The sequence below is a fragment of the Salinicola lusitanus genome (assembly GCF_003206045.1).
Taxonomy (GTDB): Bacteria; Pseudomonadota; Gammaproteobacteria; order Pseudomonadales; family Halomonadaceae; genus Salinicola; species Salinicola lusitanus.
Genome location: NZ_PZJM01000003.1, coordinates 290,393 through 316,258, shown reverse-complemented (window position 1 = coordinate 316,258; position 25,866 = coordinate 290,393). Strand labels below are relative to the sequence as shown.

23 protein-coding genes and 1 tRNA gene are annotated in these 25,866 nt (G+C 62.7%); 15 read left to right on the top strand and 9 right to left on the bottom strand.

From position 1 onward, the window contains the following. Positions 1 to 11 precede the first annotated feature (11 nt). The 4 genes from secD to queA form a co-directional block, all read right to left on the bottom strand. On the bottom strand, positions 12 to 1,859 hold the full coding sequence (gene secD / locus DOM45_RS05190) for a protein translocase subunit SecD (RefSeq protein WP_110598459.1): 1,848 nt from the start codon (positions 1,857 to 1,859) through the stop codon (positions 12 to 14). A 105-nt stretch (positions 1,860 to 1,964) separates the two neighbouring features. After that, on the bottom strand, positions 1,965 to 2,297 hold the full coding sequence (gene yajC / locus DOM45_RS05185; RefSeq protein WP_110598458.1) for a preprotein translocase subunit YajC: 333 nt from the start codon (positions 2,295 to 2,297) through the stop codon (positions 1,965 to 1,967). Between the two features lie 104 nt (positions 2,298 to 2,401). Further along, positions 2,402 to 3,520 carry a tRNA guanosine(34) transglycosylase Tgt gene (gene tgt, locus DOM45_RS05180; RefSeq protein WP_110598972.1) on the bottom strand — a complete coding sequence of 373 codons (1,119 nt, stop codon included), beginning with the start codon at positions 3,518 to 3,520 and terminating at the stop codon, positions 2,402 to 2,404. A 216-nt stretch (positions 3,521 to 3,736) separates the two neighbouring features. Further along, on the bottom strand, positions 3,737 to 4,771 hold the full coding sequence (queA, locus tag DOM45_RS05175) for a tRNA preQ1(34) S-adenosylmethionine ribosyltransferase-isomerase QueA (protein WP_110598457.1): 1,035 nt from the start codon (positions 4,769 to 4,771) through the stop codon (positions 3,737 to 3,739). A 133-nt stretch (positions 4,772 to 4,904) separates the two neighbouring features. Between queA and DOM45_RS05170 the strand changes: the two genes are divergently transcribed. Beyond that, positions 4,905 to 4,991, top strand: a tRNA-Leu gene (locus tag DOM45_RS05170). Between the two features lie 2,169 nt (positions 4,992 to 7,160). After that, on the top strand, positions 7,161 to 7,772 hold the full coding sequence (locus DOM45_RS05160; protein WP_110598456.1) for a hypothetical protein: 612 nt from the start codon (positions 7,161 to 7,163) through the stop codon (positions 7,770 to 7,772). A 35-nt stretch (positions 7,773 to 7,807) separates the two neighbouring features. Here the strand turns inward: DOM45_RS05160 and DOM45_RS05155 are convergent, their stop codons facing one another. Further along, positions 7,808 to 8,014: a hypothetical protein gene (locus tag DOM45_RS05155; RefSeq protein ID WP_110598455.1), complete on the bottom strand. Its 207-nt coding sequence runs from the start codon at positions 8,012 to 8,014 to the stop codon at positions 7,808 to 7,810. Between the two features lie 265 nt (positions 8,015 to 8,279). Here DOM45_RS05155 and DOM45_RS05150 point away from each other — a divergent pair, with 265 nt between their 5' ends. Beyond that, positions 8,280 to 9,008, top strand: a complete 729-nt coding sequence (locus DOM45_RS05150; RefSeq protein WP_110598454.1) for a Crp/Fnr family transcriptional regulator — start codon at positions 8,280 to 8,282, stop codon at positions 9,006 to 9,008. Between the two features lie 169 nt (positions 9,009 to 9,177). Here DOM45_RS05150 and DOM45_RS05145 read toward each other — a convergent pair whose 3' ends face one another. Continuing rightward, positions 9,178 to 9,588 (bottom strand): carboxymuconolactone decarboxylase family protein, encoded by a 411-nt coding sequence (locus DOM45_RS05145; protein WP_110598453.1) that lies wholly within the window; start codon positions 9,586 to 9,588, stop codon positions 9,178 to 9,180. 157 nt (positions 9,589 to 9,745) lie between these two features. Beyond that, the gene (locus tag DOM45_RS05140) at positions 9,746 to 10,069 is read right to left on the bottom strand and encodes an ElaB/YgaM/YqjD family protein (protein ID WP_110598452.1); all 324 of its coding nucleotides are present in this window, start codon (positions 10,067 to 10,069) and stop codon (positions 9,746 to 9,748) included. 174 nt (positions 10,070 to 10,243) lie between these two features. Between DOM45_RS05140 and DOM45_RS05135 the strand changes: the two genes are divergently transcribed. After that, the gene (locus DOM45_RS05135) at positions 10,244 to 10,852 is read left to right on the top strand and encodes a LysE family translocator (protein WP_110598451.1); all 609 of its coding nucleotides are present in this window, start codon (positions 10,244 to 10,246) and stop codon (positions 10,850 to 10,852) included. Positions 10,853 to 10,875: 23 nt separating this feature from the next. Here the strand turns inward: DOM45_RS05135 and DOM45_RS05130 are convergent, their stop codons facing one another. Then, positions 10,876 to 12,534 (bottom strand): acyl-CoA dehydrogenase family protein, encoded by a 1,659-nt coding sequence (locus DOM45_RS05130; protein WP_110598450.1) that lies wholly within the window; start codon positions 12,532 to 12,534, stop codon positions 10,876 to 10,878. A gap of 165 nt (positions 12,535 to 12,699) precedes the next feature. On the opposite strand from DOM45_RS05130, the gene DOM45_RS05125 reads away from it, so the two are divergent. After that, positions 12,700 to 13,206 carry an NUDIX hydrolase gene (locus DOM45_RS05125; protein ID WP_110598449.1) on the top strand — a complete coding sequence of 169 codons (507 nt, stop codon included), beginning with the start codon at positions 12,700 to 12,702 and terminating at the stop codon, positions 13,204 to 13,206. Between the two features lie 101 nt (positions 13,207 to 13,307). Beyond that, positions 13,308 to 13,802: a glutathione peroxidase gene (locus DOM45_RS05120; protein WP_110598448.1), complete on the top strand. Its 495-nt coding sequence runs from the start codon at positions 13,308 to 13,310 to the stop codon at positions 13,800 to 13,802. A gap of 9 nt (positions 13,803 to 13,811) precedes the next feature. Here the strand turns inward: DOM45_RS05120 and DOM45_RS05115 are convergent, their stop codons facing one another. Further along, entirely contained in the window at positions 13,812 to 14,216 is a 405-nt protein-coding gene (locus DOM45_RS05115) for a DUF7079 family protein (protein WP_110598447.1), read from the bottom strand. A 266-nt stretch (positions 14,217 to 14,482) separates the two neighbouring features. Between DOM45_RS05115 and fabV the strand changes: the two genes are divergently transcribed. From fabV to DOM45_RS05070, 9 genes are all read left to right on the top strand, one after another. After that, a complete protein-coding gene (gene fabV / locus DOM45_RS05110) occupies positions 14,483 to 15,682 on the top strand; it encodes an enoyl-ACP reductase FabV (protein ID WP_110598446.1) in 1,200 nt (399 codons plus the stop codon). A gap of 31 nt (positions 15,683 to 15,713) precedes the next feature. Further along, complete coding sequence (locus DOM45_RS05105) at positions 15,714 to 16,700, top strand: GlxA family transcriptional regulator (RefSeq protein WP_110598445.1); 987 nt, start codon at positions 15,714 to 15,716, stop codon at positions 16,698 to 16,700. Positions 16,701 to 16,719: 19 nt separating this feature from the next. Continuing rightward, a complete protein-coding gene (gene ampD / locus DOM45_RS05100) occupies positions 16,720 to 17,280 on the top strand; it encodes a 1,6-anhydro-N-acetylmuramyl-L-alanine amidase AmpD (protein ID WP_110598444.1) in 561 nt (186 codons plus the stop codon). Between the two features lie 348 nt (positions 17,281 to 17,628). Then, positions 17,629 to 20,319 carry a pyruvate dehydrogenase (acetyl-transferring), homodimeric type gene (gene aceE / locus DOM45_RS05095; RefSeq protein WP_110598443.1) on the top strand — a complete coding sequence of 897 codons (2,691 nt, stop codon included), beginning with the start codon at positions 17,629 to 17,631 and terminating at the stop codon, positions 20,317 to 20,319. 112 nt (positions 20,320 to 20,431) lie between these two features. Continuing rightward, positions 20,432 to 22,546, top strand: coding sequence for a pyruvate dehydrogenase complex dihydrolipoyllysine-residue acetyltransferase (aceF, locus tag DOM45_RS05090; RefSeq protein WP_110598442.1), 2,115 nt, complete (start codon positions 20,432 to 20,434; stop codon positions 22,544 to 22,546). Positions 22,547 to 22,780: 234 nt separating this feature from the next. Further along, the gene (gene adk / locus DOM45_RS05085; protein WP_110598441.1) at positions 22,781 to 23,437 is read left to right on the top strand and encodes an adenylate kinase; all 657 of its coding nucleotides are present in this window, start codon (positions 22,781 to 22,783) and stop codon (positions 23,435 to 23,437) included. A gap of 119 nt (positions 23,438 to 23,556) precedes the next feature. Next, positions 23,557 to 24,246 carry a tRNA (adenosine(37)-N6)-threonylcarbamoyltransferase complex dimerization subunit type 1 TsaB gene (tsaB, locus tag DOM45_RS05080; RefSeq protein WP_110598440.1) on the top strand — a complete coding sequence of 230 codons (690 nt, stop codon included), beginning with the start codon at positions 23,557 to 23,559 and terminating at the stop codon, positions 24,244 to 24,246. Between the two features lie 51 nt (positions 24,247 to 24,297). Next, positions 24,298 to 25,095, top strand: a complete 798-nt coding sequence (locus DOM45_RS05075) for an undecaprenyl-diphosphate phosphatase (protein WP_110598439.1) — start codon at positions 24,298 to 24,300, stop codon at positions 25,093 to 25,095. Beyond that, the gene (locus tag DOM45_RS05070; protein WP_110598968.1) at positions 25,092 to 25,865 is read left to right on the top strand and encodes a class I SAM-dependent methyltransferase; all 774 of its coding nucleotides are present in this window, start codon (positions 25,092 to 25,094) and stop codon (positions 25,863 to 25,865) included. The genes DOM45_RS05075 and DOM45_RS05070 overlap by 4 nt, the downstream gene beginning before the upstream one ends. Position 25,866 lies beyond the last annotated feature (1 nt).

Here is a 25,866-nt window from a genome sequence, read left to right as displayed (position 1 = left end):
GCTCGCGTCTCCTAGATCCAGAGTTTCTTCACCGGCTTGCCGCCGATGGAGAGATTGACGAGGGCACGCGACACCAGGATGCCGGTGAACATCGACGTGAGAATCCCGAGCGACAGCGTGACGGCGAAGCCCTTGATCGGGCCGGTGCCGATCGAGAACAGCACCACCGCCACCAGCAGGGTGGTGAGGTTGGCGTCGACGATCGAGGTGAAGGCGCGACCGTAGCCTGCATGAATCGCCTGCTGTGCCGGCGTCTTGCGCCTGAGCTCCTCGCGTATGCGTTCATAGATCAGGACGTTGGCATCCACCGCCATGCCCAGCGTCAGCACGATACCGGCGATGCCGGGCAGCGTCAGGGTCGCGCCGAGCAGCGACATGGCCGCGATCAGCAGCACCAGGTTGACCGCCAGCGCGGCATTGGCAATGACGCCGAACGCCTTGTAGCGAATCAGCATGAAGGCGATGACGAGCAGCCCACCGACGATCACCGAGAAGATGCCGCGCTGGATGTTCTGCGCGCCCAGGCTGGGGCCGATGGTGCGCTCCTGCACGAAGTAGATCGGTGCGGCGAGGGAGCCCGAGCGCAGCAGCAGCGCCAACTCGCTGGCCTCGGTGGGGGAGTCGAGGCCGGTGATGCGGAAGCGGTTGCTCAGCGCGCTCTGCACGGTTGCCAGGCTGATGATGCTGCGGCTGGTCGTCGGGATACGCTCCTCGACCTGCTTTCCACCCCGGGTGACCGTGCGAGTCTCCGTGCTGTGGTCGATGTACAGCACTGCCATGTTGCGGCCGATGTTGGTGCGGGTGGCCTGGTTCATCAGCGAGCCGCCGGTACCATCCAGGTTGATGTTGACCTGCGGGCGGCCGTTCTGGTCGAAGCCCTGGCTGGCGCTGGAGACGCGGTCGCCGGTGATGATCACGTCGCGCGACAGGGTGGCGGTGCGCTGCGGATCATTGCGGAACGGGAAGGTCTCCGTCTCGGAATCCGGGGCGTCCGGACGGGCCTCGAGCCGGAACTCCAGGTTCGCCGTGGCCCCCACGATACGCTTGGCCTCGGCGGTGTCCTGCACGCCCGGCAGTTCGACCACGATACGGCTCGGACCCTGGCGCTGCACCAGCGGCTCGGAGACGCCGAGTTCGTTGACACGATTACGGATCGTGGTCAGGTTCTGCTGGACCGCGTAATCCTGAATGTCCTTGATCGCCTGCTCGGTCAGCGTCATGTCGAGGAAGGCGCGGCGCCCCTCGTCACGGTTCTCGAACTGGAATTCATTGAATGTCTGGCTGATCTGGGCGCGCGCGGCGTCACGATCTTCGGCATTGGCGAATTCCAGATGCAGGGCGTTGTCGTCGACGTCGGTGGAGCGGTAACGGATGCGCTGATCGCGGAGATCGGCGCGAATCGCGCTGGCCGTGGCTTCCAGGCGCTGCTTGACGGCCGCCTCCATGTCGACCTCGAGCAGGAAATGCACCCCGCCGCGAAGGTCGAGACCGAGCTTCATCGGCGTCGCCGAAAGGCTGGTCAGCCAGGATGGCGTGGAGTCTGCCAGGTTGAGCGCCACGGTGTAATCGTTGTCGAGTAGGTTGTCGACCACGTCACGGGCGGGAAGCTGCTGTTCGGCGTTACTCAGCCGAATCAGGGCGGTGTTATTGCCAGTCATCGCTGCCGACTTGACCTGGATATCGTCGTCGGACAGCGCCTGGGTAACACGGTCGAGCTGCTGACTGTCCAGAGAACCGTTGGTGGTACTGATCTGGACGGCGGGATCCTGTGGGTAAAGATTGGGTAACGCGTAGATGACGCCAACCACACAGACGATGAGTATCAGCAGATACTTCCACAGGGGGTAACGATTGAGCATGGAAGCCCTGTCCTTTCAATCAATGACGATCGAGGCGATGACCGTCGTGCGAAGAGTGTCGCGGGAAGAGACGGCTGCCGACGGGAGAGCCGGCAGCCAGGAGAGTTACAGCGACTTCAACGTGCCTTTGGGAAGAACGGAGGCTACCGCGCTCTTCTGAACGCTGACGACCGTGCCCTCGGCGATCTCCATGCTGATGAAGTCGTCGGTCACGTTGGTGATGCGGCCGAGCAGCCCGCCACCGATCACGATCTCGTCACCCTTGGACAGGTTGTTGACCAGCTTCTTGTGCTCCTTCGCGCGCTTGGACTGCGGACGCCACAGCAGGAAGTAGAAGATCAACACGAAGCCGACCAGCATGATGATCTGGGCAATACCACCGCCGGCAGGGCCGCCCGCATCCTGGGCGTGAGCCGCAGGGATGAAAAAGTCCAGCATGGATGTTTCTCCGAAGGTTGTGTGAGGAAAAGGTCGTGTAATGAAACGGTTACTCGGGTGAGACTGACGAACGGCAGATCATCGATGTGCCGGTCTGGATCGCGTCAATCGACCCTGGGCGGCTCGGGCAGTCCGCGTCGCCGGTAGAATTGTGCTACGAAGTCGGCCAATGTACCCGCTTCGATAGCCCCGCGCAAACCCGCCATCAGGCGCTGGTAGTAGCGCAGATTATGAATCGTATTGAGCATCGATCCGAGCATTTCCCCGCAGCGATCGAGGTGATGGAGATAGCCGCGCGAGAAGTGCTGGCAGGTATAGCAGTCACAATCCGCTTCCAGCGGATTGGTGTCGTGGCGATGGCTGGCGTTACGAATCTTGACGGTTCCGTCGGCAGTGAAGAGATGCCCGTTGCGGGCGTTGCGGGTCGGCATCACGCAGTCGAACATGTCGATCCCGCGGCGCACGCCTTCGACCAGATCCTCGGGCTTGCCCACGCCCATCAGGTAGCGGGGCTTGTCCTCCGGCATCCAGGTCGGCAGGTAATCCAGCACGCCGATCATCTCTTCCTTGGGTTCGCCCACCGACAGGCCGCCGATCGCCAGCCCGTCGAAGCCGATCTCCAGCAGACCCTCGAGCGAGCGCTTGCGCAGATCGGGGTACATGCCGCCCTGGACGATGCCGAACAGCGCTGACGGTGAGTCGCCATGGGCCTCGCGCGAGCGCTTGGCCCAGCGCAGCGAGAGCTCCATCGACTTCTGTGCCTCCTGCTCGGTAGCGGGGTAGGGGGTGCACTCGTCGAAGATCATCACGATGTCGGAGCCCAGCGAACGCTGGACCGCCATCGACTCCTCCGGGCCCATGAACACCTTGGCGCCGTCCACCGGCGAGCGGAAGTGCACGCCCTGCTCGGTGATCTTGCGCATGGCGCCGAGCGAGAAAACCTGAAAGCCCCCGGAGTCGGTCAGGATAGGTTTGTGCCATTGCGAAAAGTCGTGCAGGTCACCATGACCTTCGATCACTTCGGTGCCGGGACGCAGCCAGAGGTGGAAGGTATTGCCGAGAATGATCTCGGCGCCGATCGCTTCGACATCCTTGGGCGTCATCCCCTTGACCGTGCCGTAGGTGCCCACCGGCATGAAGGCTGGGGTCTCCACCGTGCCGCGTGGGAAGGTCAAACGACCCCGGCGGGCGCGACCTTCCTGCGCCAGCCGCTCGAATTTCATGAAGGACTCGTCTCGCATGGTGTCTCTCTTCTTTTCAACGCGCCCGAAGCCGCGCGCAAAGCATTTGTCTATTCCAACGCGCCCGAAGCCGCGCGCAAAGCATTTGTCTGTTCCAACGCATCCGACGCCGCGCAGAGCATTTGTCTGTTCCGACTCCGACGCGCCTGAAGCCGCGCGCAATGCTCGTGACCGGGGTACGTGCAAAGCGTGTCCTGATCAGTCGGGTCGACGGGTCAGGTACATCGCATCGCCATAGCTGAAGAAGCGGTACTGCCCGGCGACGGCTTCCTGATAGGCGTGCATGACCGCGTCGTAACCGGCGAAGGAGGAGACCAGCATCAGCAGCGTCGACTCCGGCAGGTGGAAGTTGGTGACCAGGGCATCCACGCAGCGCCAGCGATAGCCGGGATAGATGAAGATATCGGTCTCGCCGCGGTAGGGAGCCAGGCGTCCATCTTCCTGACTGGCGCTCTCCAGGCAGCGCACGCTGGTGGTGCCGATGGCGACGACCTTGTTGCCCATGGCATGGGCGCGATTGACGCTGGCGCAGACCTGCTCGTCGACCTCCAGCCATTCGCTGTGCATATGGTGCTCGCGGATGTCGTCGACGCGTACCGGCTGAAAGGTGCCGGCGCCCACATGCAGGGTGACGAAGGCGATCTCGACCCCCTTGGCACGCAGCGCCTCCATCATCGCCTCGTCGAAGTGCAGGCCGGCGGTGGGCGCGGCGACTGCTCCCTCGTGGCGGGCGTAGACGGTCTGGTAGCGCTCGCGGTCGGCGAGTTCGTCCTCGCGGGTGATATAGGGCGGCAGCGGCATATGGCCGTGCTGTTCGAGTAGCGCGATCAGCGGCGTCTCGCCGAGGAAGCGCAGCTCGAACAGAGCGTCCTGCCGGCCTTCCACCACGGCGTGAATGCCGCCCTCGAAGATCAGCTCGGTGCCCGGCTTCGGCGACTTGCTGGCGCGCAGATGCGCCAGTCCGCGATGGGTATCCAGCGGTCGCTCCAGCAGCATCTCCACCTTGCCGCCACTAGCTTTCTGGCCGAACAACCGTGCCGGGATCACCCGGGTGTCGTTGAACACCACCACGTCGCCGGGCTCGAGCCGAGCCAATAGGTCGGGGAATCTAGCGTGCTCCAGCGCGCCGGAGTCACCGTCGACGCATAGCAGCCGACAGTCGGTGCGCTGTTCGGAAGGGTAACGAGCGATCAACTCGTCGGGCAGATCAAAATGGAAATCGGCGCGCTGCATGGCGTAGGTCGCGTATCGGTAGAGTCTGGATGGACGAGTGGCATCTGAAAGGGCGCCATCATAAAGCACGCGGCCGATTAAGTCAGCGTGATGATTGACGCCAGGCCGGGCGTCCGTATAATGCGTCTCCGCTGCCGGCGTGGCGGAATTGGTAGACGCAGCGGATTCAAAATCCGCCGCTGGAAACAGTGTGTCGGTTCGAGTCCGACCGCCGGCACCATCCGCAAAATCAGTACCTTGGCGTTACCCCCTCCTTCCTCGTTTTACCTTCGTTTCAATGCTTGGTCGCAGTTTGGTCGCAGAACGCCGCGCCAAAGCTCGGCAACCGTGCGCCGATGTCGTCCAGCCCCTGGTCGAACAGGTGGGCCTAGCGCATTGTCGTCGTAAATGCCTGGTGTCCCTGGATCTTTTACAGCGTAACACGCAACCGCCATTCATCATGAAATGGCTGGCACAAAGGTGTGGCGTATGACGTGAGCTCGCTGTCCCTTGGGTAACTGAATTCCCGCGCCTTTATGGCCTCCGAGATGTGCGCACTCAGGAGTGAATGAGGGAAAAAAAAGGCCCGATAAGCGTCACCAGGGGAGATGACTGACTTGCGGGCCGGAAAAGATCGCTTCCTGTGGAAGGCGACCATGAACGCGGTGAAGGCAGAGTCTCCTAATAAAGTTAACTTCGGCCTAGTGTCAGGATTGTCGCCGTTTTGCGTCGCCTAGGCAAATAAAAAAACTCTATAAATTAGAATTAACGCAATTTTTGGCAATACTTTAGTCGCGTAAATAAGTGGAATCGATTTCATTCGACGTGTCGCGAAAAAAGTTTGTAAATATGTAGTGTCAGGATTACAAAAACCCGCACTGGACATAAGGCTTGGTGAGCCTTACGCCGGTGCGGGCGGGTGATGCGTCTACTGATCGAGTCAGGACGTCATTATCGACATAGTGTCGTTCATGGTCGCTATATGTCGGTGCAAGCCTACTGGTGGCCTTGGCGGATCTTGATTCGAAAGAACGTGCCGAAGGACAGAATACCGATGCACCAGTGGATAGTAGTCCTGCTTTTGGGAAAAGGAAAATAACCTTTGTTCAATAAATTGGTTTAGATGAATGCATCTGCCGACTCACATATGACTTTGCAACAAGAGAAACCGGGCCATGAAAATCCGTCAGTGATGAAGGTTTGCCATATCGGGTCGAAGCGGTCACAGGGAAGCGACCGGACCTGAAAATCCTGGTGTGTATCAGCGCCGAGTGATGTTTCCAGATGTATAGTAGAAGACGCTATTCGGTTGATGCTCGAAGACGACGCTTGCTCCGGAAATCGGGTAGGAGATCGCCGATCCATGACATTTCATCGACTGGAGGTATTCAGTGGTCAGGAGAGCGATGTCGACCACGCGGCTCATTGTATCTACCGATATTATTGCCATGAGTAGATGGTGCGGTTGGATTTGCCGTGCAATAAGGAGGGAAAGAGTGGTGGCTAAAAAATGACCCAAAAGGCATCACGGAAAATGTGAGCCCATGGGCCAGGAAAGATCGCTTTGATGGCGACCATGAACTCCGTTGCCGTTGCGAGTGTGTCTTGCATTCTCGCTTTTGCAGTGTGTGCAGCCATTGTCGCTGTTTTGCGTCAGAATGAGTAAGCAAGAAATGCAGTCAAACGTTATTTTTTGAGTTCGCGGGACACAAAAACACGCTCCGAGGGACTTTTGGTTACAAAGTGTCTGCAATCGCTGCTTCCGTCGGAGGGGGGTGAGGGCGTAAAAAACCCGCGAATGCCGGATGGAAGCGTGAGCGTCGTTGGCATCGCGGGTCGGGCGGCTTCAAGATCTGAAGCGGGATGCGGCTGGAGCCCCTCTGAGGTTCATGGTCGCTGAATGGGTAACTGTCCGGCAGACGATCGCCTGCGCCAGTTATCTGGTTCGCTATTTTTTATGGCATCCCGCTGATGAAAGTATGGGGTAACCGAGAGCGTGTCAATCGGGCGGTGCCGAGGCGGAGGCTGGTCGAAGGTAGAGCGTCATTCCATTGCCGGGGCATGTCGACAGGTCGGAGCGAAGACGGAGCGTGGGCCAGTTGTTGCCCTGTATGACCCTGGGCGGCTTCTGCTCCTGTATGCGTGCGCTATGGCGTGGTGGGCTTTTCCATCCTGTGAGTGCAGGTTCTATTAATACCGGCCCTGTGAATACTGGCCCTGTGAATACCCGCAAGCCATTGATTGTCTGGGCATCGTTCCTCGGCCCTGTAAATGACGTTGGATTCTAAGCGATCGCGGTTCCTCGCTTGCTACGACTTTAGCCGGTGGCTAAATGACGCACTCCATCTGCGTAGCCTGGCTGATCACGAGGTTGCTATGATGCGAGATCGAGAAACATGGAGTGAAGAGCATGCTGAGCGTATTGACGTTCTTTCTGATTTTCCTGGGCGTTGCCATTTCCGTCTATCAGGTCTACGACATTTATTACGCTCAGAACTTTGAAGACGATGAACGTCAAGCGAGCCGTGAAACGCCGCTTGGTCAGCTCTCCCGACAGGCCGAGCGATATGCGGCCACTGGCGAATCCCAACGATTGCTGGATACTGCGAGCCGTTTTTTCGGTGCGCACCTCAACCCGCATCTCATCCTCTCCGCGGCGAAGCTTCCCAACGCGTCTCGATACTTGGGCGCGTTGCTTCGCCGTCGCCGGCGTATTCTCTTCAACGGCCAGCCCCGCGTACGCCATCTCCTGGCGTGGAAGACCGATCTTCCGCGCAAGGATAGTCGTCCTTTATTGCTGAGCCTGGTGCTGGTCAACTGCCTTGTGGTCATGTTCCTGGGCGGGCTGAGTCTCTATACCGTCGTTTATCGCGTATCCCTCGATTCGTTGGCCTGGGCGAACAGTGATTGGATACTGATGCTGCTTATTTACCTCGTGATCGTCATGACCCATGGTATTTCCCGGCTCGACAGCTACCTGCACGACCTCTACCTGATCGGCGCCCTGAACCGGGCTGGATGACCGTGGTTCCCGGGGGGCAGGTCCCGGATCGGCCGCTAGCTCGACTCCGCTTCTGGCTCGAGAAGGTTCCAGATACCGGGGCCGCTGGTTTCCAGGCTGTTGAGGAACTCCATGTGTTCTGTTGCCTTGGCCTCATGGTGGTGCACGCCGACGGTCTGGTTGCCGTGATGGGTGTCGGTGACTATGAAGTGCTGATGTAGCGTGCCGGCCTGCTTGATCTTTACGATATAGCGCCTGAACATCCCGCCCCTCGCGCATGCTTTTAGTTAATAAAATTCTAATATTTCTTCCCAGGCGTTCAAGCCGGATTTCGGTATCTCGGGGTCAGCGACTCACGGGGTAGCCGTGTCGAGTCGAGGGTGACTCGCGGCAGGCGCTTCGTTGTCGACGGGAGCGGTTCGTCGAGAGGCTTTCTTGCGCGCGTTTTACCTCGGCTATCTAACCGATGTTATGTAACTTGCCCGTCTAACATGCTGTCATGCTTGAAAAATTCAAGAAGGCGAAGGCATGGGTCAGCAGGAAGGCTGTATTGCCCGACATTTTAGTCACTATGGGAAACTCTCGGAAAATGATCGGCGCCAGCTCGATGCTCTGGAAGGCTCCTCCACGCGCGTCGTCAAGGGACAAGTGCTCTGGCACGAAGGCGACAATGCGCGAGATTTCTGTACCTTGCAGGATGGATGGGCTTACTCGTTTCGCCATCTGAAGGGTGGCACCCGTCATATTCTGGAGATATACCTGCCCGGCGACGTCATCGGGCTACATGAATTCCCGTTCAAGCAACGACTCTCCAGCGTGGTCATGCTCGAAGATGGCGAGATTCTATCGGTAGCCAACCGGCAGCTTCTCAAGCTGTTTCGTGAATCCACTCGCCTCACTTCGGCATGCTTTGCGGTCTGCTCATATCAGCAGGCGGTGCTGAGCCAGAGGTTGGTCCATCTTTCCCGCCGGAGTGCTCGCCAGCGGGTGGCGTATCTGTTGCTCGAGATAGGCTGCCGGCTGCGGCGCAACGATGAAAGCGCACGAGAGCACTTTCGTTTGCCGCTATCCCAGCAGCATCTCTCAGATGCGCTGGGGCTGTCCCCGGTGCATGTCAGTCGTACGTTGACGGCGTTTCGTCAGGAAGGGCTGCTCAGGCTGGCTCGTGGCTGGGTACATATGCTCGATATGCCGGCGTTGGCCAGCGAGGGTGGCGTTGACGGCTGTCTGCAGGATCACGTCGTGCCTACGATTTGAACGCAGGGTGTCTTTCCATCGATGACTCGGCTCGCAAGCTGCCAAGCGTCTTCGATGGTCCGAGAGACGAGCTGTGGACAAGCGCCGCCAGCCAACCGCAAGGCGAAAAAAAGCCGCTCTCATCGATGAAGAGAGCGAGCCGAGATGAAGCCAGGTGTCTCGGGACCCACTAGACCGCGGCGCGGCGCGAGGCGCGGCTCAAAGCGCTGGTCATCTCGATCGCCATGGTCAGGTCCGCCAGCTCCCGAGGGGAAAACGCGTTCAGTGCCAGCTTGCGAGTCGTCGGGTTGGCAGGGCGGAAATGGGTGAAGGACTCACACCACGCCAGCGCCGCTTTCTCCCGCTCGTCGAACTCGTCGGATTCAGCCCAGGCCGTCAACGCCTTGAGCTTGCTGGGTGAGATGCCCAGGGCTTCGGCCTGTTCGCGACGGAAATGGGTGCAACTGAGGCAACCGTTGATCTGCGAGGCACGCAACTCGGCCAGGCAGCGAATGGAGGGATCCAGTGAGCAGGCGTGTAGCGACCTGGCGGATTTGTCGATGTTCTCGACATCGATCGTTTGCCACTTGTCAGCGTTCATCTCGGTCTCCTGAGTTCAGGTATCCTGCGATTAAACGACTATCGTTCTCAATTTTCCACAGCTTCGATTATAAAGTTCAATGACGGTTAAAGATTGAAACTATGGTTTGGTTGGGAACACGCAGGAAACGCCCCGCCGAGCGAGGCGTTCCCGTGATTCAACGCCGGCTGATCAGTAACCCGAGCATGGCGCCCGCCAGTGTGGCAACGCCGATGCTCGACCATGGGTGCTCGCGTACATAGCGGTCGCAATCGTCCAGCGACTGGTTGGCGGAGTGCTTGAAGCGGCGGTTGCGGCGGCGTGCTTCGGCTGCCATGCGAGCGTACTGCTCCTCGCTTTTCATTCGCGCTTCCTCGATCGCGTCCTGCGCGTCATCTCGCAGGTCGTGCCCCAACGCCTGGCCCTGCTCGCCGATATCGTGCAGGTCGTCGCGGATGCGGTCCGTTCGGGCCTGCCGGTCTTCACGCTTGAATAGGCTCATGTTTCACCTCCCTGATGGATGGGCCTGAGTGCGTATGACAGCGTAGCCGTTGTGAAGTGCCTGCGCCGGTGGAATTATCCGGAGTCCTGAAATAGCCTCATGGCGGGCGGTCCTCGTCCGGAACGTCCGGTATAGTCGGCCAGCGGATATCACTGGTGAAAATGGGAAGAAGACGTGTCGTTGCAACTCTGGTTATCTCTGCTGGCGATCTGCGCCCTCGGCGCCATGTCTCCCGGTCCCAGCCTGGCCATGGTGATGCAGAACACGCTGGGCGGCGGGCGCAGCTGCGGCGTGATCGCCGGGATCACTCACGCGGCGGGTGTCGGTCTCTATGCGGGGGTGACGGTACTGGGACTGGCGGCGGTTATCGTTCACCAGCCCTGGCTCTATCGGCTGGTGACCTGGGGCGGGGCTTGCTATCTGGCGTGGATGGGCGTCCAGGCGTTGCGGGCCGGCGGCAGCGACGGCTTCGGCATGAGCCATCGAAGCAGCGATTGGCGACGCGCCATGCGCGATGGCCTGTTGGTGGCGCTGGGCAATCCCAAGTTGATCGTGTTCTTCGTCGCGTTGTTGAGTCAGTTCGTCAGCGCCGACCTGAGCGTGGCGGGGCGCTGGTCGATCGTCGCGACCGCGACCCTGGTGGATGGCAGTTGGTACGTGCTGGTGGCACTGCTGCTCTCCCATTCCCGCGTGCTGCCATGGTTGCAGCGGCACGCGGCTTGGATTCATCGGCTGACGGGGCTCGTCCTGCTCGGTCTGGCCGCTCGCGTGGCGCTGGGTTGAGCATCGCCGCCGTCGGCGACCGTTCACCCCTCCAGGCGCTCGAGAATCGTCGCCACGGGGGCGTCGGCGGGGAGAACGCCGAAGATCGGCGACGCATTCGCCAGCCTGGTGGCGCAGAACGTGTCGGCGATGGCCTGGGGCGCATGTCGAATCAGCATCGCGGCCTGCAGCGTCTGGGCCATGGCCTGGGCTAGCCAGCGTGCCTCGGCCTGCAGCTGTTCGGGGCCTGCCGTCAGCCGCTCGTCGAGCGCGTCGATGGCGGCGTCGAAAGCCGCATGGTGGCCTCGGGCCAGGCTCAGCTCCTGCCGCAACGCCTCGATGCTGGCCGGGTGGCGATCCAGGATACGCAGCACGTCCAGACAGATCACATTGCCGGAGCCTTCCCAGATCGAGTTGACCGGGGCCTCGCGATAGAGCCTTGCCAGTGGTGCCTCCTCGACATAGCCGATGCCGCCGAGACACTCCATCGCCTCGGCCATGAACGCGGGGCCGCGCTTGTTGTGCCAGAACTTGGCCAGCGCCGGGAGCAGCCTCGCCAGCGCGGCTTCATGCTCGTCGCTCCGGGATCGGTCCATGGCGCGCGCGCCTCGCATCGCCAGCATCAGGCTGGCCTCGGTCTCGATCTCGAGATCGGCGACGACGCGCTGCATCAGCGGCTGATCGGCCAGCCGCCGGTCGAAGGCTCGGCGCCCCTTCACGTGGCACCAGACCTCACTCACGGCCTGACGCATCATGCCCGCCGGGGCGGTAGCGGCATCGAGCCGTGTCTGCTGCACCATTTCCAGTATCGCCGGTATGCCCCGGCCAGGCTCGCCGACGAGTTGCGCCCAGGCACCGGCATATTCGATCTCCGCCGAGGCATTGGCACGATTGCCGCACTTGTCCTTGAGCCGCCGGATCTCGATGGCGTTTCTCCGGGCATCCGGGGTGAAGCGCGGTGCCAGGAAGCAGGACAGGCCGTCATCGGTCTGAGCCAGGGTGAGGAAAGCGTCCGACATCGGCGCGCTGCAGAACCACTTGTGGCCGTCGAGCCGATACCACTCGCCGGTACCGGGCGAGGCCACCGGCGACGCCCGAGTGCTGTTGCGGCGCACGTCGCTGCCTCCCTGCTTTTCGGTCATCGCCATGCCGAAGGTGTTGGTGCGCTTGTGCTCGGCCGGGATGGCGGCGGCGTCATACGCTCGGCCCATGAGCCGTTCTCGCCATGCCTCGCCACCTTGCAACTGGCGCAGTACCGGCATGGCGGCGTGGGTCATGGTGATCGGGCAGCAGAAGCCCGGTTCGGCCTGGGTCAGCAGATAGAGCCCGGCGACGTGGGCTTGATGCCCACCGTCATGCTCCTGCTCCCAGGCGACGGCGTGCCAGCCGTCCTCGATAGCGAGTGCCATCAGGGCGTGGTAGGCGGGATGATATTCGACCTCGTCCAGGCGGCGGCCATAACGGTCGAAGGCATGGAGCGTAGGAGGGTAGCGGTTGGCCTGTTCACCCCAACGCTCCACCTCGGCGGTCCCGAGTTTTTGCCCCAGGGGAGCCAGGCGCTCGCCGACCCAGGCCGGTGCGAAGTGAGATAGCGTCTCCCGCAGGGGGCGATCGTCTCTCCACGGATCGCGACGTGGGCCCGCGGTAGGCTGATTCTCGACGCGGTGCGTGGTCAGGTCTTGGCGTGGTGCGTAGTCGGCCATCAGCTTCCTCCAGGGTGGCTGATTCGAGCATAGACCGGGCGTTCGCCGCTGTGTTTTGCATTCGACCATTGCGGCATGGGGCAGGGCAATGCGCGCTATCGGTGAGCCGTGCCCGGTCGGTCACGTGATACGCTGCTTTTCCGTTTCTCGACTGGCAGACATTCCATGAGCGACATCGTCATCGCCGACGAGCAGGTTCAGCTCGTCGATCCCCGCAATCGGCCGTGCGGTAGTGCTTCGCGGGCCATGATGCGGCGCCTGGGCTGCTGGCACAGGGCGACTTACATCGTCGTGCGCAACGCCCGCGGCGAGATCTGCGTGCAGGAACGTACGCCGATCAAGGAGACACACCCGGGCTGGTTCGATCTGGCCGCCGGTGGTGTCGTGAGCGCGGGCGAGGCCCCCATGCCGGCTGCGCGGCGGGAGCTGTTCGAGGAGCTTGGCATTCGCGGTGTCGAGTTGATGGCCGGCGGTGAGTTCGTGTTCCAGGATGCCAGCTTGAAGCTGTACGGCAGTCTCTACTGGGTCGATTACGATGGACCGCTGCGATTGCAGCCGGAGGAAGTGGCCGCCGTGCGCTGGCTGCCGATCTCGGAGGCGTTGTCGCTGGACAAGGCGACGCCGGACACGCGCATGGCGCTGGCGAGAGCCATCGAGCTCGATCACTGGTGAACGGGCGTCCGGCGTGGCACTCTGCGGAGCGGGAGCGATGCGCCTCGGGGCGTGACGCGGTTCCGCCGACTTGAACTTGGTGTTCTCGGATCGATTCATCCATGTCGTTATATACGCAAGACTGCCGGACCCCGTCCGGCGAATCCTTCAATCTGCGTGCGCTGCGTGGCCAGGTACTGTTGATCGTCAATGTCGCCAGCCGCTGCGGTTTCACGCCGCAAATGGAGGGATTGGAGAAGCTCTATCAGGAGTACCGGGATCAGGGGTTCACGGTGCTCGCGTTCCCCTGTAACCAGTTCGGACGCCAGTCGCCGGAGTCGTCGGCCGGATTCGGCGCCTTCTGCGAACGGCGCTACGCGGTGACGTTCCCGCTGATGGAGAAGGTCAAGGTCAATGGGCGTGAAGCGCACCCGCTGTTCGTCCATCTGCGCCGTCAGGCGCCCGGGGTGCTCGGCAGCACGCCGGTCAAATGGAATTTCACCAAGTTCCTGGTGGGGCGGGACGGACAGGTGATCAGACGCTTCGGGCCGCGTGCCGTGCCTCGCTCGCTGCGCGGTGCCATCGAGGAGGCGCTGGAGACGCCGTTTTCGGCGTGAGTCCGTTCTCTAGCCCGGCGGTCTCTCGCCACGCGCGACCATGACCCGCACGCCCAGTTCGTTGAAGCGCGGTCGGCTCATCATCGTCGTCAGGCCCGAGAACAGCGACCAGGTCGCCTTGCGCCATCCTCGCAGCTTGCGATTGTGGCGGACCAGTCGCGTCAGCAGTTCGGTCTCGTCGAAGGTCCGCCATTCGCCGGCCATCGAGAGCTGGTAGCGAGCCATGACCGGTGACATCTCCAGGCGATAGACCCACTCCAGCTGCTGCAGCGTCAGGTGACTGGCATCGATCTCGCGAATCATGCGAGCGAAGTCCGCCTCCCTGGGCTCCCGCTCGAGCCATAGTGGCGAGAGTGCCAGCCAGAGCGCGCCACGCCGGATGACCAGCTCCTCGATCTCTTGTTCGTGGGCCATGGGGCTTTCTCTACGCTCTGGGTGGGTTCGACTCGCGGGCGAGTCATCTTCGAATAGACTGGCGAGAGAGACAAGTCCGGCGCCGAAGAAGGCCGGGAGCGGCATGCAGTGCCCGGGCTCGGCAGGAACCGGAGGGGGAAGGCTCATGCGAGTTCGCTCCCGCTTTCACCACCCTGCTAGAATGCGCCCGACAAGCATTCGCTCAATGCCACCTCCCGGCACGCTTCGCCGGGGCTTTCGTTCCGCTGTAGAAGACGAGGTTAGACGTGATCATCAAGCCCAAGGTTCGCGGTTTCATCTGTACCACGACGCATCCGCTCGGCTGCGAGCGCAACGTACTCGAACAGATCGAGACCACCCGCGCCAACCTGAGCGGCGACCAGGCGGGGCCGCGCAACGTGCTCGTCATCGGTGCCTCCAGCGGTTATGGGCTGGCGGCCCGCATCACCGCGGCTTTCGGCTACGGCGCCGACACGCTGGGCGTGTTCTTCGAGAAGCCGGCGACCGAGAGCAAGCCCGGTACGGCGGGATGGTACAACTCGGCCGCCTTCGACAAGTTCGCCAAGGCCGAGGGGCTATACAGCAAGTCGATCAACGGCGATGCGTTTTCCCACGAGGTGCGTGACAAGGCGATCGAACTGATCCGCGAGGACATGGGGCAGATCGATCTGGTGATCTATTCGCTGGCCTCGCCGGTGCGCAAGCTGCCGGATAGCGGAGAACTCAAGCGCTCCAGCCTCAAGCCGATCGGCGAGACCTACACCGCGACGGCCATCGATACCAACAAGGATGCGATCATCCAGGCTTCCGTCGAGCCGGCCACCGAGCAGGAAGTGGCCGATACCATCGAGGTGATGGGCGGCCAGGATTGGGAGCTGTGGATGGATGCGCTGGACAAGGCGGGCGTGCTGGCGCCGGGTGCCAAGTCGGTGGCGTTCAGCTACATCGGTACCGACATCACCTGGCCGATCTACTGGCACGGTGCCCTCGGCAAGGCGAAAGAGGACCTGGATCGCGCCGCCGGCGAGATCGACTCGCGCCTCAAGGCCAGCGGTGGCGGGGCCAACGTGGCCGTGCTCAAGTCCGTGGTCACCCAGGCCAGCGCCGCGATCCCGGTGATGCCGCTCTATATCTCCATGGTCTACAAGGTCATGAAGGAGCAGGGTGTCCACGAGGGCACCATCGATCAGCTCAATCGCCTGTTCGGCGAGCGTCTCTACGCCGACGGCGAGCCCGAGTTGGATGAGGCCGGGCGCCTGCGCCTGGATGACTGGGAACTGCGCGACGATATCCAGCAGGCGTGCAAGGATCTCTGGCCGCAGGTGACCAGCGACAACCTGTTTGCGCTGACCGACTACGCCGGCTACAAGCACGAGTTCCTCAAGCTGTTCGGCTTCGAACGCGACGACGTGGATTACGACGCCGACGTCGACCCGAAGGTCGAATTCGACGTCGTTCAAGTCTGATTCCGACGCGCCACCGCATGAACCGTCGATCATGAACGTCAGCGACACCCCGCGCCGAGTGGGGTTCGTTATGTTGCCCGGCTTCTCGCTGCTGGCGCAGGCTTGCGCGATCGAGCCGTTGATCGTCGCGAACACGCTCTCGGGGCGACGGCTCTACGCCGCCACGACCTTCGGCATCGACGGTCGAGCGGTAAAGAGCGTGGCCCAGCTGTCGTTCTCGCCGGAGAGCGTCGCCGGGAGTGATGCGCGCCACCTCGATATGCTGTTCGTCTGCGCCCCCGCGCCGGATGGCGCGGGGGCCATGGAGGAGAGTGGCGAGACGCTGATTCACTGGCTGCATCGTCTGGCCAGCCGTGGCGTGATGCTGGGCGGCATCGCCGGCGGAACCCACTGGCTCGCCAGGGCGGGTGTGATGGATGGTTATCGGGCCTCGATTCCCTACGCCAGTGCCGACGCGTTCACGCGAACGTTTCCAAAGATCCACGTTTCTCACCAGTTGTTCGAGATCGACCGCGACCGCCTTTCCTGTGGCGGGGGGACGGCGGCAATGGACATGCTGATGACGCTGATCGGCCAGCAGCAGGGAGCGGGGCTGGCGCAGCGAATCTCCGAGCACTTCGTCTGCGAGCGTATCCGCATGGCCGACGAGCCGCAGCAGACGTCGCTGCGCTCACGGCTTGGCCATGCGCCGCAGAGCCTGGTGGACGCCGTGGCATTGATGGAGGCCAACATCGAAGAGCCGTTGACCACGCATGAGCTCTCGGCCCATCTGGGGATATCCCGGCGACAACTGGAGCGACTGTTCAAGAAGCATCTCCAGGCCGTGCCCAGCCGCTACTATCTCAACCTGCGCCTCCAGCGGGCGCGCAAGCTGCTGCGCGAGAGCGATCAGGCGGTGGGGGAGATCGCGTTGGCTCATGGCTTTTCGTCGGGGGCGCATTTCTCGACGGCCTATCGCCACCATTTCGGCATCAGCCCCAGAGACGAGCGGCTAGGCCTGGCTGCACAAGCGACATGATCTCGAAGGAGCTTGCAGGATGAGGATCGACGATCACTGGCTCGATACGGCCAGGCGAGTGGCGTCACCCAACGCCAACGCGCGGCCGCAGGGGGAGGTGTCCGCAGTGGTCCTGCACGGAATCAGCCTCCCCCCGGGGGTGTTCGGCGGCGATGCCATCGAGCGGCTGTTCACCAATACACTGGACCCCGACGCTCACCCCGCTTTCGGCGCGATTGCCGCGCTGCGGGTGTCGGCGCACCTGCTGGTCCGGCGCGACGGCGAGTGTGTGCAGTTCGTTCCCTTCGATCGCCGCGCCTGGCATGCCGGCAAGTCCCGATGGCACGACGGCGGGCGTCTACGCGAAGGGCTCAACGATTTCACCATCGGTATCGAGCTCGAAGGCGCCGATGAAGTGCCCTACCGGGAGGCCCAGTATCGCGTACTGGCCGAGGTGTTGCAGGCGCTGGCAAGAGACTATCCGCCAATCACCACCGAACGGATCACCGGACATGGGTACATCGCGCCGCTGCGCAAGACCGATCCGGGCCCGGCGTTCGATTGGGCTTATCTGCGTCGCTGCCTGACAGCGACGGTTTGAGTGCTACGCTCAAGGGTGGCGCGAGCCTGTAGCTCGACTACACCAACCGAGACTCCCGGTGGGGCGTCACGAATGGCGACTAAGCGACTGATGTCACGGCATTTGGGCATTGCCACCAGGAGGATCGAAGCGTCTGCGAATTGGCAGATGAGGGCGTTTGCGGTATCTTCTTCGCCTGATTTCCCGCGTCCCGCACGCCCGCTGTAATTCAGTTACAGCCAAAAAATCTCGGAAAGCAGCCCCAAAAGAGCCGCGCCCGCACCGAAGAGCGCATATTCCCAAGCCCCGCTGCGGCTACCCGCCATGGCCGGGCGAATGGCAAACCTTTTCCCATTCGGAGAGTTGTCTATGAGTCTGGAGACACGAGAAGATCTCGATCCGGTCGAGACCACGGAGTGGTTGGATTCCCTGGCCTCGGTTGTCGAGCATGAGGGCGAAGAGCGCGCTCGGTACATCCTGACCCGGTTGGCGGACCGTCTGCGTCGTGACGGCTCTTCACCGCCGTTTTCCGGGACCACGCCGCACCGCAATACCATTCCCGTCCATCGTGAAGCCAAGATGCCCGGCGACATGTTCATCGAGCGCAAGATCCGCTCGGCGATTCGCTGGAATGCCATGGTGCAGGTTCTGCGGGCGAACAAGAAGCACAAGGGCCTGGGCGGTCATATCGCCAGCTATCAGTCCAGTGCCACGCTCTACGAAGTGGGTTTCAACCATTTCTTCCGGGCCGACAACGGTGACCACAAGGGCGACCTGCTCTACATCCAGGGGCACGTGACGCCGGGCATCTACGCGCGCTCGTTTCTCGAGGGCCGCCTGACCCAGGAGCAGATGGACAACTTCCGCCAGGAAGTGGACGGCGACGCGCTGCCATCCTATCCGCACCCTTACCTGATGCCGGACTACTGGCAGTTCCCCACCGTCTCGATGGGGCTCGGGCCGATCCAGTCGATCTACCAGGCCCACGTGATGAAGTACCTGCACTCACGTGAACTGGAGGACATGAAGGACCGCAAGGTCTGGGCGTTCCTCGGCGACGGCGAGTGCGACGAGCCGGAGTCCCTCGGCGCGCTGCACCTGGCCAGCCGCGAGAAGCTCGACAACCTGATCTTCGTCATCAACTGCAACCTGCAGCGTCTCGACGGCCCGGTACGCGGTAACTCGCGCGTGATCGACGAGCTCGAAGGCGTGTTCCGCGGCGCCGGCTGGAACGTCATCAAGGTCGTCTGGGGCGGCCTGTGGGACCCGCTGTTCGAGAAAGACACCAAGGGCATGCTGCAGAAGCGCATGGACGAGGCGGTCGACGGCGAGTATCAGAACTACAAGGCGCAGGGTGGGGCCTACACGCGCAAGGAGTTCTTCGGCAAGTACGAAGAGACTGCCGAGATGGTCAAGGAGTACTCCGACGAGGAGGTCTTCCGTCTCAACCGCGGTGGCCACGATCCGCAGAAGGTCTACGCGGCCTATCACGAGGCGGTCAACAACGCCAATGGGCGTCCCACCGTGATCCTGGCGCACACCGTCAAGGGCTACGGCATGGGTGGCGGCCACGGCGAAGCCGACATGGAAGCCCATCAGATCAAGTCGATGGACGTCGACGCCCTCAAGGCGTTCCGTGACCGCTTCGGCATCCCGGTCTCCGACAAGCAGATCGAGAGCGGCGATATTCCGTACTACAAGCCCGAGGACGACAGTCCGGAGATGAAGTACATGCATCTCCAGCGCGAGCGGCTGGGTGGCTTCCTGCCGGCGCGCAAGGCCGACTTCGAGGCGATGGAGATCCCCGGTCTCGACGACAAGATGTTCGCGACCCAGATGAAGGGCTCCGGCGACCGCGAAGTCTCCACCACCATGTCGTTCGTGCGCGTCCTCAACGGCCTGGTCAAGCACAAGCAGCTGGGCTCCCGTATCGTGCCGATCATCCCGGATGAAGCCCGCACCTTCGGGATGGAAGGCATGTTCCGGCAGCTCGGTATCTACGCCGCCGAAGGCCAGAAGTACGAGCCGATGGATGCCGGCCAGATCATGTACTACCGCGAGGACAAGAAAGGCCAGATCCTCGAGGAGGGCATCACCGAGGCGGGTTCGATGTCGGCGTGGATCGCGGCCGCGACCTCCTACGCCAACCACCATCTGCCGCTGATCCCGTTCTACATCTACTATTCGATGTTCGGTTATCAGCGAATCGGCGACCTGGTCTGGGCGGCCGGCGATCTCCAGGCGCGTGGCTTCATGGTCGGCGGCACCGCCGGTCGTACCACCATCAATGGCGAAGGCCTGCAACACCAGGATGGCCACAGCCATATCCTGATGTCGACCGTGCCGACCTGCCGGGCCTACGACCCGACCTACGGGCATGAACTGGCCGTCATCGTGCAGGATGGCTTGAAGCGGATGTTCCAGGACAAGGAGAACTGCTTCTACTATCTGACGGTGATGAACGAGAACTACTCGCATCCGGAAATGCCGGAAGGCAGCGAGGAGGGCATCGTTCGCGGCATGTACCGCCTGCACGAAGGCAAGGCGGCCGGCAAGAAGAAGCAGCCGCGGGTCCAGCTCATGGGCAGTGGCACCATCCTTCGCGAGGTCGAGGCGGCTGCCGAAATGCTGGCGGAAGAGCATGGCGTGATCGCCGATGTCTGGAGCGTGACCAGCTTCAACGAGCTGCGTCGCGAAGCGCTCGAATACGATCGTCAGCAGTTCCTCGACTACGATGAGAAGCGCGAGAAGCCTTGGGTGGTCCAGCAGCTCGAAGGGGCCGAGGGTCCGGTCATCGCATCGACGGACTACATGAAGCTGTATGCCGACCAGATCCGCGCCTGGGTGCCCAACGACTTCCACGTGCTCGGTACCGATGGTTTCGGACGTTCCGACACCCGCGAAGCGCTGCGCCGCTTCTTCGAGGTCGACCGCTACTACGTGACGATTCAGGCGCTGCGTGCATTGGTCAAACGGGGCGAGCTCGAGGCCAAGGTCGTCAACGATGCCATGAAGAAGTACGGCATCGACCCCGCCAAGCCCAGCCCGCTGGTGTCTTGAGTCGACGGACCACGTCAGGGTGCCGTCGCCGGCTGAGAGCGACGGCCAGAATGCCTGAATTAGCCGACCTCGCCCGCGGGGCGGGTCGGCAGATGATTAAAGGAGCGCGACCTTGAGTAGCGAAATCATCAAAGTTCCCGACATCGGCGGCAGCGACGATGTCGAAATCATCGAGATTGCGGTGAGCGTCGGCGATGTCATCTCCGCCGAAGACACCATGATCACGCTGGAGTCGGACAAGGCCAGCATGGATGTCCCCGCGCCGAAAGGCGGCAAGGTGGTCAAGATTCTGGTCAAGGAAGGCGACACCGTCTCCGAGGGCGACGACATCCTGGAGCTGGAAGCCGAGGGCGAAGGCGAGGATGAGCCGGAAGCCTCATTCGATGACGACGCCTCCGACGACGCGGCCCCGCAGGATGACGCCGAGTCGCAGGAGAAGGACGAGCCCGAGAAGGCCGCGCCGAAGAAGAAATCCTCCGGCGGGGGCAAGCGCACCGTCGAAGTGAAGGTGCCGGATATCGGCGGTGGCGATGGCGTCGAGATCATCGAGGTGGCCGTCAGCGAGGGCGACGAGATCAGCGAGGAGGACACGCTGATCACGCTCGAGTCCGACAAGGCCTCCATGGACGTGCCCAGTCCCTACAGTGGCAAGATCGTGTCGCTCTCGATCAAGGAGGGCGATAGCGTCTCCGAAGGCGACCTGATCGGCACCATGGAGATCGCCGGCGAGGGCGACGACACGGAAGACGATGCCCCGGCGGCGGACGATGCCGAAGCGCCGGGCGCCGACGACAGCGCCGATACCGACGAAGACAGCGCTGACGAAGAGGGTGACGACGAAGACGCCGACGACAGCGCAGGCGGTCGTCAGGAGATTCGCGTGCCGGATATCGGCGGCAGCGAAGGCGTCGAGATCATCGAAGTCGCGATCAGCGAAGGCGACGAGATCGACAAGGAAGACACCTTGATCACGCTGGAGTCCGACAAGGCCTCCATGGACGTGCCCAGCCCGGTCAAGGGCAAGGTGGTCGAACTGGCGGTCAAGGAGGGCGACAGCGTCTCCGAGGGCGACCTGATCGGCTACGTCGAAGTCGCTGGCCAGTCGGGTGGCAAGAAGAAGGCCGCCAAGACCGGTGGTGACGCGAGCAAGTCCGGATCGAAGGCGCCCAAGAGCGATGCCCGGAAGGACGTGGCCAAGAAGGACGATGCCAAGGCGTCGGCCGACTCGCGGGCACAGCGGCAGCCCAGCGGCGAGCCGAGCCCGGAAGCGCGCGAGAAGCATGGCGATGACAAGACCGCCGGTGCCCATGTGCATGCCGGTCCGGCGGTCCGCAAGCTGGCTCGCGAGCTGGGTGTCGATCTCGGTGAAGTCAAGGGCTCCGGTCCCAAGGGGCGGATCCTGAAGGACGACGTCGACGGTTTCGTCAAGCAAGTGATGAAAGCGCGCAAGAGCGGTGGTGCTTCGGCACCTGCGGCCGCTTCCGGTGGCGCGGGCATTCCGCAGGTACCGGCGATCGACTTCAGTCAGTTCGGCGAGATCGAAGAGAAGCCGATGAGCCGTCTGATGAAGGCGGGTGCCAACAACCTGCACCGCAGCTGGCTCAACGTGCCTCACGTCACCCAGTTCGACGAAGCGGACATCACCGAGCTCGAGGCCTTCCGCAAGTCGATGAAGGCGGAGGCCGAGTCCCAGGGCGCCAAGCTGACGCCGCTGCCGTTCATGATCAAGGCGTGTGCCTATGCGCTGCGCAAGTTCCCGCAGTTCAACTCGAGCCTGCATCCGGATGGCGACAAGCTGATCGTCAAGCACTACGTGCACATCGGGGTGGCGGTCGATACCCCGGACGGGCTGATGGTGCCGGTGATCCGCGATGCCGACAAGAAGTCGCTGATCGATCTGGCCAAGGAGTCGGTCGAGCTGGCCAAGAAGGCGCAGAACAAGAAGCTGTCCCGCGAGGAGATGAGCGGCGCCAGCTTCACCATCTCGAGCCTCGGCTCGATCGGTGGCACGGCCTTCACGCCCATCGTCAACACGCCGGAAGTGGCCATTCTCGGCGTCTCCAAGTCGTCGATGAAGCCGGTCTGGAACGGCAGCGAGTTCGAGCCGCGCTTGATGCTGCCGCTGTCGCTCTCCTACGACCACCGTGCGGTCAACGGTGCCGACGCGGCGCGTTTCACCGCTTTCCTGGCACAGGTGCTGACCGATATCCGGCGCATGCTGGTCTGATGCGGCGGTCCGCTCGATCCAAACCAACGGCTCCTTCGGGGGCCGTTGGCGTTTGTTGCCCTGTGATCAGGATTCGTCGGCGCCCTCGGTAGCGGCGCGTCGATCCAGGCGAGTCTTGTGCGCTACCCGATCGGCAGGTATCGTCATGAGCCATTGACGGTGTCGTCTGCGTTGAGTTCTCAACGCCGTTGACCGGTCCGACAACCGATGCGATTCACGAAGGAGCAGTTATCAATGCGTTTGATCCTCTTGGGCGCCCCCGGCGCTGGCAAGGGTACCCAAGCCCAGTTCATCTGCGAGCATTTCCATATCCCGCAGATTTCCACCGGCGACATGCTGCGTGCCGCGGTCAAGGAGGGAAGTGAGCTGGGGGTCAAGGTCAAGGAGACCATGAATAGCGGTGCTCTGGTATCGGATGATCTGATCATCGCACTGGTCAAGGAACGCATCTCCCAGCCCGACTGCGCCAACGGCTTCCTGTTCGACGGCTTCCCGCGCACGCTCCCGCAGGCGGATGCGATGAAGGACGCCGGCATCAAGCTGGACCACGTGGTGGAGATCGCCGTCGACGACGAAGAGATCGTCAACCGGCTCTCCGGGCGTCGCGTCCACCCGGACTCCGGACGTGTCTATCATGTCGACTACAAGCCGCCGCGGGAGGAAGGCAAGGACGACGTCACCGGCGAGCCGCTGATCCAGCGTGACGACGACAGCGAGAAGACCGTGCGCCATCGTCTCTCGGTCTACCACGACCAGACCGAGCCGCTGGTCGGTTACTACCGCGAGTGGGCGGCCGAGGATGCCGAAGCCGCGCCGGAGTATCACCGTATCGCCGGCGTTGGCAGCGTCGACGAGATCCGAGAGCAGGTCCTCGCCGCGTTGAAGGGCTGACCCGCCGCCGACCCACTGATCATCCCGAATGGCTCCGCCTCCTGGCGGAGCCATCGTTTTGACATCGCGATGGCGCTATACTCGCCACCTCCTTGATGCTGCCATTCCCCGGGAAACCGATGCCGACGTTGCTGGCGCTGGACGCCTCCTCTACTGCCTGCTCCTGCGCGCTGATATGGAATCACCAGATCGTTCAGCGTTTCGAGATTGCCCCCCGTGAACACACCCGGCTGCTGCTGCCGATGATCGACGAGGTGCTGGCGGAAGCCGGCGTGACCCTGGCCCAGCTCGACGCGGTCGCCTATGGCCATGGCCCGGGTTCGTTCACCGGCCTGCGAATCGCCGCTGGCATCGCCCAGGGGCTCGCCTACGGCGCCGACCTGCCGCTGATCGGCGTTTCCACCCTGGAAGCCCTGGCGCTCGCGGCTCACCGCAAATGGCACGCCCGGCACGTCATCGCCGCCCTCGACGCCCGCATGGACGAGATCTATGTCGCGGCCTATCACTGCCATGACGGCGCCTTGACCGTGGCGCTCGAGCCACGCGTCATGCCGCCTTCGCGATTGCGTCTGCCCGACACGGATCGCGATATCGAGTGGCTGGGGATAGGCAGCGGTTGGCAACTTTTGTCTAATATACCTGTCGATGTACAGGTTGCATTGCCGCAAACCCTCCCCGACGAACTACCGGCGGCGGAGGATCTCGTGCGTCTGGCCGCCACATCATGGGAGCGTGGCGCGCGCGGCAGCGCGCCTCACGAGGTAATTCCCGTCTATCTGCGTGATGAGGTGGCGTGGCGTAAGGCGTGAAAGATCGAGGTCCACGATGGCGACCTCCTCGAACAAGGATATCGAAAGAAAATGGATGTTTTGCAACTGGCCGCACTCGCCATCATCCAGGGTTTGACGGAATTCCTGCCCATCTCCTCCTCTGCACATCTGATTTTGCCCTCCCAGCTCTTCGGCTGGTCCGATCAGGGGCTGGCCTTCGACGTGGCAGTCCATATCGGCTCTCTGGGCGCCGTGCTGTTCGCGTTTCGACATGAAGTCTGGCGTATTCTCCACGCCTGGTTCACTCAGTTCGGCGAGCGGGGGCAGACGCCGGAGAGCCGCCTCGGGTGGGCGATCATCGTCGGTACTATTCCGGCGGTCATCTTCGGGCTGTTGATCGAGGATTGGGTCGAGAGCGCGGGGCGCTCCGTGCTGGTGATCGCGACGACGACGATCGTTTTCGGCGTATTGCTGGGTATCGCCGACAAGCGGGGCTCCCGGATACGCCCGATCGAAACGATGTCACTCAAGACGGCGCTGTTGATCGGTCTCGCCCAGGCCATTGCCTTGATTCCCGGCACCTCTCGCTCGGGAATCACCATGACGGCGGCCCTGATGCTCGGTTTCACCCGCCAGGCGGCGGCGCGTTTCTCGTTCCTGTTGTCGATTCCGCTGATTCTGGCGGCGGGCTCGTTGAAAGGCGTGGAGCTGGTCCAGGCGGGCACTACGACGCAGTGGCACGAGATCTTTCTGGGAGTGGCGTTCTCGTTCGTGGCGGCCTGGCTCTGCATCAGGCTGTTCCTGGTCGCGCTGGACAAGATCGGCATGATGCCTTTCGTGATCTACCGACTGCTGCTGGGTATCGCCCTGTTCGTATGGGCGACATGAGCGAGGCGGCCCCGCCGCTGATCGTGGTCGGGGAGTCGCTGGTCGATCTGGCCGCGCGCTACGGCCTGCCCTGGGCCGCCTCGGCACCTGCGGACGGGCTGGTTCTGCAGCGCGCCGGGCAAGGGCTCGAGATCGCCGGTGACACCCAGCGTTACGGTCTTCCGGTCCGGGCCGATTTCGTCTCCGGCGCGGCGGCGCATCGGCGACGCTACGGCGGCGGGCGGGGACAACTGGTGGCGCGCGCCTGCGGATTCGGCCAGGGCGTGACGCCGCGGGTGGTCGATGCCACGGCCGGCCTGGGCCGGGACGCCTTCGTGCTGGCGTCGCTGGGGGCCGAGGTACTGATGATCGAGCGGGTGGCGGCGATCCATGCGCTGCTGGAGGCCGCCCTGTCGCGAGCGATGGCGGACGATGAGGTGGCGGAGATCGCCGGGCGACTGTCGTTGCGCCACGCCGATAGCGCGGCCGAACTGGCGGCGGCGGTCGGCGACTGGCCGCAGGAGCCCCAGGTGGTGCATCTCGATCCGATGTTCCCGCACCGGGAGAAGTCGGCGTTGGTCAAAAAGGAGATGCGACTGTTCCGGGATCTGGCGGGTGGGGATGACGACGCCCCGCGCCTGCTGGAGGCGGCGCTGGATGTCGCCACGCATCGGGTGGTGGTCAAGCGTCCGCGGAAGGCTCCGCCGATCGATGGCCCCGCGCCGAAGCATGTACTGGAGGGAAAGACGAGCCGCTACGACCTTTACGTGCACCGGTCACTGAAGCGCTGAG